Raw genomic sequence first — 12,657 nt, forward strand, 5'->3', positions numbered from 1 at the left:
GCGGCACTCCCGAGGGCCTTCGGGACCGGGCCTCAGCCGTTGGCGAGGGTGCGGTCGAGAAGGGGAAGCAGGCGGTCCCAGTGGTGCTGCAGTGCGGAGGGATCGAAGGCGCTGGTGTCGGACATCGTGAAGCCGTGGATGGTGCCGGGGTAGACCTCGGTGGTGTAGGTGACACCCGCGGTGTCGAACGCCTGGTTGAGCTCCTTGATCTGCTCCGGCGTCAGGTCACCTTCGGCGAGGCCGAGGTGGACCTCGGCGGTGAGCTTGGACACGAGGCGGTGCGGGCTGTCCGGCGCGTCGGTGACCAGCCGACTGGGGTGGAACCCGGCGACGGCGGCCACCACGTCGGGGTGGGCCGTCGCGGTGCGCACCGCCAGGAGGGCACCCAGGCAGTAGCCGACCGCCGCGACCGGTCCGGCGCTGACCTCGGCCTGAGCGGTGAGGAATTCGAGGTACGCGTCTGCGTCGCGGAGAACGCGTTCGGTGGTGTGCGCCTCGATCAGCGGCATCAACTGTGCGAAGACCGCGGGCCGTTCCTCCTGTCCGATGTGCTCGGGAAGGTCGATCACCGGTGCCGGGCCGTTGCGGTAGAAGACGTTGGGGACCAGCACGTAGTACCCCTGGCCGGCGAGGAGGCGGGCCATTTCCTCGAGTACGGGCCGAAGGCCGAATGCGTCCGCGTACAGCAGCACACCCGGGTGCCGGCCGCCACCGTCGGGGAAGGCGGCGAAGGCGTCGGCCTGGCCGTCCTCGGTGGGAATCTGCAGTGTCGTCGAGGGCATCGCGGATCTCCTTCGGTGGACTGATCTCACTGCACACTACGCGCCCATGCCGCGCACCCGGCCGGAGCTTCGCGGTCGGCGACGAGGAAGCTCAACACCTCTGCCGCCCTGCTGCGGGCCGGTCCTCGGGCGTCACGAGACCTCCATGACGAGCTTGCCGAAGAACTTCTTGTCCACGAAGTCGCGCTGGGCTCTCGCAAGGTCGGCCAGCGGGTACGTGCCGGCGAGCAGTGGGCGCAGCCGCCCGTCGCCGACGTACTTCACCACCTCGGTGAAGTCCTCGTGGGTGCCGAAGGAGGAGCCGACAAGCTCCAGTTGACGCAGGTAGACCGTGCGCAGGTCGGTGCCGACGACCGGACCGGCGATCGCTCCGGCGACGACGTACCGGCCGAGTGGCGCGAGCACGTCCAGCAGGCTCGCGAACATCGGGCCGGCCACCACGTCGGCGACCACGTCCACCTCGGTCACGACCGCGCGTACGGCTCCGGCCAGGTCGCCGGAGTCCCGCCGCACGGTGGCCCGCGCGCCCAGCTCGCGGACCTGCTCCTCCTTGCCGGCGCCGACGACCGCGATGGCGTCCGCGCCGAGGACCGCACAGAGCTGGACCAGCGCCGAACCCACCCCGCCGGACGCCCCGGTGACGAGCACCGTGTCACCCTTACGGACCCGGGCCCGCTTCAGCATTCGCAACGCGGTGCTGTAGGCGGTCGGGAACGACGCCAGTTCGGCGTCGGTGAGCGGGCTGTCGATCCGGTGGGCGTTCGGCGCCGGAATGGTGACGTACTCGGCGAACCCACCGTCGCGTTCGCTGCCCAGGTAGGCGGTGGTGACCAGTTCGCGCTCACCACCCTCGTACAGCATCGGGTCCAGGAGTACGCGTTCGCCGATACGTCCTTCGGCGACACCGGCACCCACCCGGTCGATCCGGCCGGCCACGTCGGCGCCCTGGATCCGCGGGAAGGACATCCCCTCACGCCGCCAACCCGTGCTTGCCTCCGGATCGGACGACGTGCCGTACTTCCCTTCTCGGGTCCAGATGTCGGTGTTGTTCACCGCGGCGGCACCCACCCGGACGCGCACCTCCCCTGCCGCCGGGACCGGATCGGGCACGTCGTCGCGGCGCTCGAGGCGCTCGGGGCCGCCGAAGCCGGTGAGGAGTACTGCACGCATCCGAATCACTCTTCCTGGTTGGATTTTTCATTCGCGCTTCGAGTAGGTAGACAGGTCGGTATATCTGGACACTCTCGCGGGGCAGTGTCAACCCACCGGTCGGTATAGTCGGCCGTATGCGAGAGCTCACCCCGGCCGGCCGCCGGATCCTGGACGCGGCTTCCACCCTGTTCTACGACCAGGGCATCCACGCCGTGGGCGTCGATGCGGTGGCGCGCGCCGCCGGGGTGACCAAGAAGACGTTGTACGACTGCTTCGGTTCCAAGGACGTCCTCGTCTCCTGTTACCTCCAGGCCCGCGACGAGCGCTGGCGGGAGTGGCTGACGTCCTACGTCGACGAGCACGCGGGCACCGGAGCGGGGGCGGGCGGGCGGGCGAGCGCGGACAGGGAAGCAGGCGTCGAACGCGTTCTGGCCACCTTCGACGCGCTCGACCAGTGGGCCCGGCGGGAGAACATCCGCGGCTGCGCCTTCGTCAACGCCCTCGCCGAGCTCCCGGAGAACGCCGACCATCCCGGGCGCGGAGTCATCCTGGAGCAGAAGCGCTGGCTGCTCGGCTATCTCACCGACCTGGTGAGGGCCGCGGGCATCCGCCGGCCCGGCACGGTCGCGGCCGGCCTGCTCGTCCTCCACGAGGGCGCGAGCGTCAGCTTCGGCACCGGCGTACCCACCCGTGCCGTCGCGCAGGCCAAACGGCTCGCCGCCCTCGCACTCGCCGAAAGCCCCTGAGACAACATCTGACACCAGGCAGGGCCGGCAGAGCCGCCGCTCGGCGCCGGCAGTTCACGACCGGCGGTAGTCGCTCGGCGGCAGGCCGAAGTGCGCGCGGAACCTCCGCGACAGATGGAACTCGTCGGTGTAGCCGAGGGTCCGGGCGATCTCCCTGGTGGTCATGTCGGTGACGCGCAACAGCGTCGCGGCGGTCTGCAGCCGCCTCGCGTTGCGGAACGCCAGCGGCGACTGGCCGACCTCGGCGGCGAACCTGCGCCGGAACGTGTCGTACGGCAGACCCACCTCGGCGGCGACCGAGCGCATGTCGAGGCTGCCGGTCAGGTCGTCGGCCAGCCGGTCGACAGCGGCGGCCACGGCGGGGCTCGGACCCGCCGACTCCTCCGGCCCGGCCACGTCCAGCAGCCAGTCGGCGAACGCCACCAGCTGGTGCTCGGCCGCCTGCACCGAACGCGGCGTGGACGCCAGGATGGTCCGCAGCGCGGCGGCCGACGGGGCCGGGCGCGGATAGCGCGGGCCGGCCTCGGCCAGCACGCCCGCCCGGGCCAGGGCGTCGAACAGCGGACCGGTGAAGACGACGAACACCTCCGTCCAGGTCCGCCCGCCGAGAGTGCCGTACCAGTGCGGCCGGCCGGGCGGTACCAGCGTGTGCGCACCCGGGGTGACCGGCTCCTCCCGGCCGTCGGCGTGCCGGTAGCGGCCGTGCCCCGCGACCACCACCGACAGGACGTACGCCTCCATCACCCGCAGCGGCGACGGCATCATCGGCTCGTCGTCGACCACCTCCCCGGCCAGCACCAGCTGGCCCAACCTGGTCACCGGCGCGGCGGACACGGCGATCCGGGTGCCCGAGTCCATGCCCGGACCGTACCCGGGCGACCGGACCGGCGGCCCACCCGGGCGCCAGAACGTACATGTACCGGCCAACGTGGCCATTCCACTCCGGCGGCACCGCGGCCTAGCGTCGTGCGTACACCGACGCCCGCACCGAACCGCTGGAGGCAGCGACCCATGACCTCGACCGAGGAGACCAGGACCGGCCTGGTCACCCCGCAGATGCGGGAGCAGTACGAGAACGACGGCTACTTCATCCTCGAGCGCGCCCTCAGCGACGAGCAGTTGGACCTGCTCCGCGGCGGCGCGCAGTACAGCATGGACAAGCTGGACGCCGCGATGGAGGAGGCGGGCACCGACCGGATCGGCATCAACGCCCGCGGCAAGCGCTACTTCAGCCACATGATCTACCGCGACCGCCCGGAGCTGCGACAGTTCCTGTTCAGCGAGCTGATGCGGGAGATCTGCCGGGCGACGCTGGGTGAGGAGGCGTACCTCTTCTGGGAGCAGTACGTCATCAAGGCCGGCGACCCGGACACGTCGTTCGCCTGGCACCAGGACTCCGGCTACGTGCACGAGGACCACGCGCCGTACCTCACCTGCTGGATCGCCCTGGACGACGTGACCGAGGAGAACGGCTCGGTCTACCTGCGGCCCTACTCGCGTTCGGGCATCCGTTCCTACGTCAAGCACATCCCCGACCCGCGGGTGAACGACCTGGTCTGCTACTTCGGCGACGACCCGGGCATGCCGGTGACGGTGCCCGCCGGGTCGATCGCGGTGTTCTCCAGCGTGGTGATGCACCGCAGCGGGCCGAACCTCACCGACAACCTGCGCCGGGTCTACCTCGCGCAGTACTCCAAGGAGGTCATCATGACCAAGGACGGCTCCAAGCCGTGGGGTGAGTTCGAGCAGTTCCTCGCGGGCGGGAAGGTCGTCGGCCGGATCGACGTCGACTGAGTACGCCGGCCACGGTCGGCCGTCAGGTCAGCTCGGCCCGGAGCACGGCGAACCGCCGGGTGACGGCGAATCCCGTGCTCCGGTAGAGCTGTCCGGCCGGGGACCGCTCGCCGGTCCACAGGAACCACGCGCTGTGCGCGCCGGCCGCCCGCATGCGTTCCAGGGTCAGGTGCAGCAGGATCCGGCCGAGGCCGGTGCCCCGGCGGTCCGGGCGTACGCCGAACGGCCCGAAGCGTTCGAGGACGTTCTCGTACGCCGCGTGCATCGCCCAGCCGGCAAGCGTCCCGTCGGGGTCCCACGCACCGACGATCCGGTCCAGTGGGAGCCCGGCGACGACGGCGCTCCGGATGGCGCGGGCCCAGTCGGGGCTGAAGTCCTCACCTGCCAGCCGTACCACCTCGACCAGGTCGTCGCCGGTCGGCGTACCGAACCGGTGTCCGCCGGCCACCAGGTCGTCGACGCGGGCGCGGAGTTCGTCCGGCAGCCGGTAGCCCACCAGCGAGCGGTCCATCGCCGCGGCCTCGGACCGCCGCTCGAAGCCGAGGTCGCGCAGCAGTGCGTCCGCCTCCGGGTAGGCCTCGGCGTCCAGCCCGGGCAGCACGTAGTTGGGTGTGTACGACGCGAAGAACACCTCGCGGGCGCCCTGGTTCCGTAACCAGTCCAGCGCGCTTCGCACCACCGCGCGTCCCACCCCCACACCCCGCGCGTCCGGCGTCACGAAGAAGAACGGCAGCCAGCCGGTGCCCGGCTCCAGGTCGCCGCCCACCATCGCGACCCGGCGCCGGACGGCGTAGGCCGCACCCATCAACCGGTCGCCGTCCAGCGCGATCCGCAGGCCGTCCGGATCGAAGTTGGCGTCCAGCAACACCAGGTCGCGAAACCTCGGGTAGCTCATCGGGTCGAGTGGCAGGGCCCGCCGCCACGCCTCCACCAGCGCCGCCCCGTCGCCCGGCCGAAAGCCTCGGATCTGCATGCCGCCGCCTTCCCCCACCGAACCCCTGCCGGAACCGGTCGTCGGTCACGCTAGCCGAGGCCGTCGCCCGGCAACATCGCCAGCGCCGGAAGGAATAGGGTCGTTCGCGGGACGGACCTCCGGTACGTCCCGAAAGGGTCGCGAGGAAGGGGCCCCGGACACCGAGCCTGCCGCGGAGGTCGACCATGCCCGCCGACGACGCCACCCTCACCGAACTGCTGGCCCGGCCGGGTCTGCGCGCGGCCGTCGACCGCCTGGTCCCGGCCGACGACTTCCCGTCCGGTTGGGACGCCGGTGTCGGCGACTTCCTGGCGCGGATCCTGCGTACCGAACTCCCCCACGCCGTCGAACTGCTCACCGCCGGCCTGGACCTGCTCGACGCCGAGGCAACCGCCGGGGCGGACGCGGGGACTGCCGGTGACGGAGGCGCGACGGGCTTCGCCGCGCTGACCGACAAGGGTCGAGACGAGGTGCTCACCGCCCTGCACGCCGGGCAGACCACTGCGGACTGGAGCGGCGTGGACCGGTCGGAGTTCCTCCGGCTGCTGGAATCCCTTACCGTGCAGGGCTTCTACGCCGACCCGGACAACGGCGGCAACCGCGACGCGGTGTCCTGGCGGATGGTCGGCTACCACGCGGCACCGCAGGACGCGTGGTGGCCGGCACCCGAGGCGCTTACCGTCAAGCTCCCGTTGACACCGTTCGAGGACCTCGAGCCGCACTACGACGCGATCGTGGTCGGAGCCGGTGCCGGCGGGGGCACCGCGGCCTGCGTCCTCGCCGAGGCCGGCTACCGCGTGCTCGCCGTCGAGCGCGGCGACTTCCTCCGCACCGAGGACCTGCGCGGGGACCACCTGCGCAGCCACCGCGCGTTGTTCGGGTACGCACAGAGCGCCGGGCCGGTGGCGTCGGGGCATCCGCGGGTGTGGGCGCCCGACGGCGACACGGAGGTCGTCGTCGGGCCGACCGACGGGCGCTGGAGCAACAACGCGATGACCGTGGGCGGCGGCACCCGGGTCTACGGCGCCCAGGCCTGGCGGTTCGTTCCGGAGGACTTCACGATGGCCTCCGTCTACGGCGTACCCGAGGGCAGCTCGCTGGCCGACTGGCCGCTGTCGTACGCCGATCTGGAGCCCTACTACGACCGCGCCGAATGGGAACTCGGAGTGGCCGGTGACCCGGCCGGGTTCACCGGCGCCGGCCCCCGCCGGCGAGGACTGCCGATGCCGCCGTTGCCGGGCAACCTGTCCGGTGCGCGGCTCGCCGCCGCCGCACGCGACCTCGGCTGGTCGACCGGCCACGTTCCACTGCTGATCAACTCCACGCCCTACGGCGGCCGGCCCGCCTGCGTACGCTGCGGCCAGTGCGTCGGCTTCGGCTGCCCCGCGGAGGCCAAGAACGGCAGCCACAACACCGTTCTGCCACGGGCCCTGGCTACTGGCCGGTGCGACCTCGTCACCGGTACGTTCGCCGAACGCGTGGTCACCGACGACGGCGGCCGGGTGACCGGCGTCGCGCTCGCCACCCTCGCCGGCGGCACCGGCCCGGCCGACGGCGAGGTACGCCGGCGCACGGTCACCGCCGACCAGGTGATCCTGGCCGCCGGTGCGATCGAGACCGCGCGGCTGCTCCTCAACAGCGCGTCCGCGACCGAGCAGACCGGCCTCGGCAACCGGCACGACCAGGTGGGCCGCAACCTGCAGGGACACGTGTACGCGGGTGCGCTCGGCATCTTCGACGACGTGGTGCAGAACAGCGCCGGCCCCGGCCCGACGATCGCCACCCACGACTTCCGTCACCACAACGACGGCCTGGTGGGCGGCGGAATGCTGGCCAACGACTTCGTGCCGATGCCGCTCGCGACGTACAACCTGCTCACCGGCGCCGGGGTCATCCCACGGTCGGGTGCCGCGAGCAAGCGCGGCATGCGCGAGTTGTACCAACGCACCACGATGGTGATGGGGCCACTGCAGGAGACGCCGAACCCACGCTCACGGGTCACGGTCGATCCGCGCGTACGCGACGTCTTCGGGATGCCGGTGGCCCGGCTTTCCGGCGGAGTGCTCGACGCCGACCGGCCCACCGCGGCGATGCTGCAGCGGCGCGCGGAGGAGTGGCTCGCGGCCGGCGGTGCGACGCGCACGGTGCCGAGCGGCGGGGTGGGCCGTGGCCCGAGCGGTGGCCAGCATCAGGCCGGCACCTGCAGGATGGGTAGCGATCCGGCGACCTCGGTGACCGACGCGCACGGCCGGGTCTGGGGGCACGACAACCTCCGCCTCGCCGACGGGTCGCTGCACGTCACCAACGGCGGTGTCAACCCGGTCCTGACGATCTTCGCGATGGCGTTCCGGGTCGCCGACCTGCTGGCGAAGCAGGGCTGAGTCAAGCAGGGCCGAGTCCCAGGGGCCCGCCGGGCGGGCGGTGCGGTCAGTTGTCCACGACGTTCATGTACATCCGGACGGTCGTGCCGGACGTGGTGGCGATCTGCACCAGGTCGCAGAGTTCGTTGACCAGCAGCAGTCCGTGACCGCCCGGTGGCTGTGACGTCGGTGTCCGGGACGACCGCGCCGTCGGCGAGGTGGGGTGCCGGCCGATCAGCGGGTCGCTCACCTGACCCTGGTCGCTGATCTCGCAGACCAGGCGACCGGTCTCCCGCCACACGCGCAGGACGCCCGGGCCGCCGGAGTGCACCAGCGTGTTGGTGGCGACCTCGTTGACGGCGAGGACGAGATCGTCCCGACGGGAACTGCCGAGGCCGGCCAGAACAGCGTGCGCGTACACGAGTTCGCGCACCTGTGCCAGCTCGTACGCGCCGAACGTCAACCGCTCCGGAACACAGTCCGGCTCGGGCAGGTCACTCAGGAAGGACATCGCCAGGGCGACGGGATCACGGTAGGAAAGGCTCGCCCAGCTGTCCTCGTGGGTCACCACGGTGGGATGCGTACGCGCCGCGTCCTGTAGTACGCGCGGATCGAGTGTGCTCACCTCGTACGGACAGATCACGGTCAGCTCGCGATCGGCGAGCGCGACGTTGATCAGCGCCTCGTGTGCGACCACCGCGACGTAGTCGGCCCGGGAACGCTCCGGCCACATCGGCTCACCCACGACCAGCACCCGGCGGCCGTGGTGCTCGTCGGCGAACCGGCCGATCACGCTCGGAATCAGCCGGGTCGGATTACGCCCATCGCGCGCCATGTCGAGCCAGCGCACCCGGCCGGCGTCACTGCCCAGTGCGCCCTGAAGGAGCTCGGTCCGAGACCGGCGTACGACCACCGCGACCGGCTCGTCGGCGGCGAACGCGTCGGCGAACCGCGGCAACAGGGCCGCGCTCAGGCCTGGCAGGTCGCGGTAGAAGAGTGCCTCGTGCACAAGGGGCTGAACTCGCGACGTGTGATCCATCGCGACCGGCTGTATCGGCATGCCGCCCACCCGATTAGTATGCGACTGCGAGCAGCCCCCGCCAAGTGTGGCTTGACACCGTTCGAGTGCACAGATCCCGTTATGGGACAGGAGATTCGGCCTCAGCTTCCCTCGGCCAGGCCGAGCTTGCGGCGCAGGTCGTCGCGGCGCTTCTCCAGAGTGGCGATGATCGCCTGCTGCTCCTCCTCGGCGGTGAGTTCGGCCGCCACGTCCCCGGCGTCGTTGGGAGGGTCGAAACGGGTGCCACCGAGCGCGCGTACCTCGTCGAGTTCCCCTCGCAGTCGCGCGAGGTCGTCCTCGACCTGCTGCAGTTCCTGACGGGGGTCGGAGTCCGGCGTCGTCGTCATCTGAGTCCTCCTGGTCGGGGTGCGCCCGGGGAACGTTCGGGGTGCGTTCGGGGATCCTTGGCGTCGCGTCCCGCCTCCAAACCTATGCCGACCGGGCGGCCCCCCGAGCAGGCGCGGCACCGCCCGCCTCACGCCCCTAGATCACCGAGGACGCGTCGATCATCCACCTGCCGTTCCGCTGCACCATCGTGAAGCTGCGCCGCTCGCGTTCGGTCCCACCGCTCTTGAGGTGATAGGTGATCCGGGCCCGGACGACGTTGCCGCTGGTGCGGACGTCACTGGCCGACACGTCACTCATCCGACCCCAGAAACGCCGGTAGCCGTCGTACCCTCCGGCCTTGCTTTGGTACCGAGGGGTCAGCTGGGACCAGCCCCCGGCGATGTTCTCCGGCAGCATGGAGTAGTAGGAGGACACCGCCCCGCCCCGCGACTGGCTCGGCTTCTTCTTGGGGGGCTTCGGCTTGGGCGACTTCCGCGTCTTCGTCGGCGTGGGTGTGGGCGTGGGGCTCGGCGACTTCGTGGTCGGGGTCGGGCTCGGCGACTTCGTGGTCGGGGTGGGGCTCGGCGACTTCGACGTCGGAGTCGGCGTGCTGCGCGGGGTCGCCGGATCGGTGGTGGCGCCGGCGACCGGGCCTCCGTCGGGCTTGTCGCGGCGGTCGAGCAGGAACGCGGCCCCGAGCCCGGCGATCAGCACGACGGCGATCACCGCCGCCACCACCGCACCGAACCGGCGCCGCCGACTGTCACCGCCTGCTCCACCCGGGCCTACGGCCGAGGGCTCGGAGGTCTCCGGCGGGTACGGCGTCGACGGTGTGCGCTGCGAGAAGTCGCTTCGCCCGGCGTCGGCGGCCGCGGCGGCACCAGCCGCGCCGACGGCACCAGCGGCACCGGGCCCGGTGGCGCTGGGGGCATCGGCACCACCGGGCACCGCCACCGGCGTGTCGAACCGCCTGGTCGTGTTGGCGTCCTCCCCCCGATCCGGGGCGGCGGACAGCCGGGCGGCGGCCGCGGCCAGTTCACGGGCCACCGCACTGGCAGGCGGGCGATGCCGTGGGTCGGCGCGCAGGACGCGCTGGAGTACGTCGGCCAGCGGGCGCGGCGCCCGGCGCGGCGGCGCGACCTGCGCCGACGCGACCTGGTGCAACAACGCGATGGGGTTCTCGCTGCGGCCGAACGGCGGCCCGCCCTCGACCGCGGCGTACAGCGTGGAACCGAGCGAGAAGACGTCGGAGGCGAACGTGGCGTCCTCGCCCTTCGCGACCTCCGGCGCGAGGTAGGCGGGGGTGCCGGAGATGAGTCCGGTCGCGGTCACGGTCACGTCGCCGACCGCGCGGGCGATTCCGAAGTCGGCGATCTTCACCACACCGTTGTCGCCGAGCAGGACGTTGCCGGGCTTGATGTCGCGGTGCACGACGCCGGCCGCGTGCGCGGACGCCAGTGCGCTCGCCGCCTGGCGGCCGATGCTCGCCACCTCCGCCGCCGGGAGCGAGCCGCGTTCTTCCAGCACCTCCGACAGGCTTCTGGAGGGGAGGTACTCCATCACCAGGCAGGGATGCCCGTCGTCCTCGACCACGTCGTAGGTGGCGATGACGTGCGGGTGCTGGATGCGTGCGGCGATGCGGCTCTCCCGCATCGCCCGAAGCTTCGCCTCCTCGGCCTGGGTGCCGGTGAGGTAGGCAGGCAGCAGCAGGCGCTTGACCGCGACCGGTCGGTGCAGGCGCTCGTCGACGCCCCGCCAGACGACGCCCATGCCGCCGCTGCCGATCTGCTCCTCCAGGCGGTAACGGCCAGCGATCAGCCGGTCGTTCTCGCTCATGCCGTGCTCCCCTTCATCGGCTCCGTGGCGACATCGCGTGGACCCTGACCGCAATGGGCCCCGCTTGCATGGGGCCCCGATTGCGTGGGTCCTGTCGGGTATGTACCTGATCCGCTGCACGAACCCTAGCCGTGTGCACCGACGCCTGTAGCCGCGAGGCCGGGCCGCGTTTGCCCGACCGAAACTCGGGCAGGCCCTGGGTGACGGGGTTGGCACTGAACGTACGCCGGTAAGAGGAGGCTGAGATGACCAGCGAAGAATCGATCGTGGTCGACGTTCCGATCCGGACCGCCTACAACCAGTGGACGCAGTTCGAGGACTTCCCCCGGTTCATGTCCGGCGTGGAGAAGATCACCCAGGTGGACGACGTCCACAACCACTGGGTCACCAACATCGGCGGTGTACGCCGGGAGTTCGACACCCGCATCACCGAGCAGATCCCGGACGAGCGGGTGGCGTGGACCACGGAGAGTGGCTCGCCCACGCAGTCGGGTGTGGTGACGTTCCACCGGATGGACGAGAACCGCACCAAGGTGATGGTCCAGATGGACGTCGAGCCCGAGAGCCTGGTGGAGAAGGTCGGGGAGAAGCTCGGACTCGTGGAACGCCAGGTCAGAGCCGACCTGGCAAAGTACAAGGAATGGATCGAGTCCCGGGGCACCGAGACCGGCGGCTGGCGGGGCGGAGTCGACCGGCCGACACCCTGAGCGACCACGGGCCGGCGCGCGAGACCCCGCCGCCTGCCGTCGTCGACGCTCTGCGCTGCCCGGTGTGCGGGAGTTCACTGACCCGTGCACCGGGCGTTCTGCGCTGTGCGCAGCGGCACAGCTTCGACATCGCCCGGCAGGGGTACGTCAACCTGCTGAGCGCGCGGTCCCGGCCACCGCTGGCGGACTCCGGCGACATGGCCACCGCCCGTGCGGAGTTCCTCGCCGCGGGCCACTACGCACCGCTGGCCCGCCGTCTGGCCGAACGCGTGGCCGCCCTTCTGCCGCCTGACCTGCCCACCGACGCGTACGGCGGCCTGGTGGTCGACGCCGGCGCCGGGACGGGCTACTACCTGGGTGCCGTGCTCGACGAGCTACCGGCAGCCACCGGTCTGGCTCTGGACGCCTCCGTCGCCGGGCTGCGCCGCGCCGCCCGCTCACACGAGCGGGTGGGCGCGGTCGGCTGGGACATCTGGCAGCCCTGGCCGCTGGCCGCCGGGTCGGCCTCGGTGCTGCTGAACGTGTTCGCACCGCGCAACCCCGCGGATTTCGCGCGGGTCCTGCACCCCGGCGGAGTGCTCGCCGTGGTGACGCCGACGGCCGGGCACCTGGCCGAGCTCCGCACGCTGGTGACGATGCTGGAGGTGCACGAGGGCAAGCTGGACCAGTTGGACTCGTCGCTGGCCGGGGAGTTCGAACCGGCCGTACGCGAGACCTGCACCGTCGAGCTGACCCTGTCCCCCGGCGACGTACGCCGCGTCGTCGCGATGGGGCCTAACGCGCACCACCTCGACCGGGGCGGCCAGCGTGCCCGGCTCGCGTCGCTGACCGAGCCGGTGAGCGCCACCGCGTCGTTCGTGCTGTCGTTCTTCCGACGCGCCGCGTCAGGCGGGGAGCCGTCGCCCCCGCAGTGAGGTCGG

The 12,657-nt window shown here is 71.7% G+C and carries 12 protein-coding genes; 5 read left to right on the forward strand and 7 right to left on the reverse strand.

Annotated features, from left to right (window positions below; genetic code table 11):
- Positions 1–32: 32 nt before the first annotated feature.
- Complete coding sequence (locus F4554_RS26390) at positions 33–782, reverse strand: dienelactone hydrolase family protein (protein WP_179790078.1); 750 nt, start codon at positions 780–782, stop codon at positions 33–35.
- 132 nt (positions 783–914) lie between these two features.
- Positions 915–1,952, reverse strand: a complete 1,038-nt coding sequence (locus tag F4554_RS26395) for an alcohol dehydrogenase family protein (protein WP_179790079.1) — start codon at positions 1,950–1,952, stop codon at positions 915–917.
- 116 nt (positions 1,953–2,068) lie between these two features.
- Here F4554_RS26395 and F4554_RS26400 point away from each other — a divergent pair, with 116 nt between their 5' ends.
- Entirely contained in the window at positions 2,069–2,680 is a 612-nt protein-coding gene (locus F4554_RS26400) for a TetR/AcrR family transcriptional regulator (RefSeq protein ID WP_179790080.1), read from the forward strand.
- A gap of 54 nt (positions 2,681–2,734) precedes the next feature.
- Here F4554_RS26400 and F4554_RS26405 read toward each other — a convergent pair whose 3' ends face one another.
- A complete protein-coding gene (locus F4554_RS26405) occupies positions 2,735–3,538 on the reverse strand; it encodes a helix-turn-helix transcriptional regulator (RefSeq protein ID WP_179790081.1) in 804 nt (267 codons plus the stop codon).
- 153 nt (positions 3,539–3,691) lie between these two features.
- On the opposite strand from F4554_RS26405, the gene F4554_RS26410 reads away from it, so the two are divergent.
- Complete coding sequence (locus F4554_RS26410) at positions 3,692–4,474, forward strand: phytanoyl-CoA dioxygenase family protein (RefSeq protein ID WP_179790082.1); 783 nt, start codon at positions 3,692–3,694, stop codon at positions 4,472–4,474.
- A gap of 22 nt (positions 4,475–4,496) precedes the next feature.
- Here F4554_RS26410 and F4554_RS26415 read toward each other — a convergent pair whose 3' ends face one another.
- Complete coding sequence (locus F4554_RS26415) at positions 4,497–5,447, reverse strand: GNAT family N-acetyltransferase (RefSeq protein ID WP_179790083.1); 951 nt, start codon at positions 5,445–5,447, stop codon at positions 4,497–4,499.
- A gap of 185 nt (positions 5,448–5,632) precedes the next feature.
- On the opposite strand from F4554_RS26415, the gene F4554_RS26420 reads away from it, so the two are divergent.
- Positions 5,633–7,828: a GMC family oxidoreductase gene (locus tag F4554_RS26420; protein WP_179790084.1), complete on the forward strand. Its 2,196-nt coding sequence runs from the start codon at positions 5,633–5,635 to the stop codon at positions 7,826–7,828.
- Positions 7,829–7,874: 46 nt separating this feature from the next.
- Here the strand turns inward: F4554_RS26420 and F4554_RS26425 are convergent, their stop codons facing one another.
- The 3 genes from F4554_RS26425 to F4554_RS26435 form a co-directional block, all read right to left on the reverse strand.
- Positions 7,875–8,867, reverse strand: a complete 993-nt coding sequence (locus tag F4554_RS26425) for a sensor histidine kinase (protein ID WP_179790085.1) — start codon at positions 8,865–8,867, stop codon at positions 7,875–7,877.
- A 101-nt stretch (positions 8,868–8,968) separates the two neighbouring features.
- Complete coding sequence (locus tag F4554_RS26430; protein WP_179790086.1) at positions 8,969–9,214, reverse strand: hypothetical protein; 246 nt, start codon at positions 9,212–9,214, stop codon at positions 8,969–8,971.
- A 136-nt stretch (positions 9,215–9,350) separates the two neighbouring features.
- A complete protein-coding gene (locus F4554_RS26435) occupies positions 9,351–11,030 on the reverse strand; it encodes a serine/threonine-protein kinase (protein WP_179790087.1) in 1,680 nt (559 codons plus the stop codon).
- 245 nt (positions 11,031–11,275) lie between these two features.
- Between F4554_RS26435 and F4554_RS26440 the strand changes: the two genes are divergently transcribed.
- Complete coding sequence (locus F4554_RS26440; protein WP_179790088.1) at positions 11,276–11,737, forward strand: SRPBCC family protein; 462 nt, start codon at positions 11,276–11,278, stop codon at positions 11,735–11,737.
- Positions 11,671–12,651 carry a putative RNA methyltransferase gene (locus tag F4554_RS26445; RefSeq protein WP_202889468.1) on the forward strand — a complete coding sequence of 327 codons (981 nt, stop codon included), beginning with the start codon at positions 11,671–11,673 and terminating at the stop codon, positions 12,649–12,651. The genes F4554_RS26440 and F4554_RS26445 overlap by 67 nt, the downstream gene beginning before the upstream one ends.
- Positions 12,652–12,657: the final 6 nt, after the last annotated feature.

It is taken from the genome of Actinopolymorpha rutila (assembly GCF_013407855.1).
GTDB lineage: Bacteria > Actinomycetota > Actinomycetes > Propionibacteriales > Actinopolymorphaceae > Actinopolymorpha > Actinopolymorpha rutila.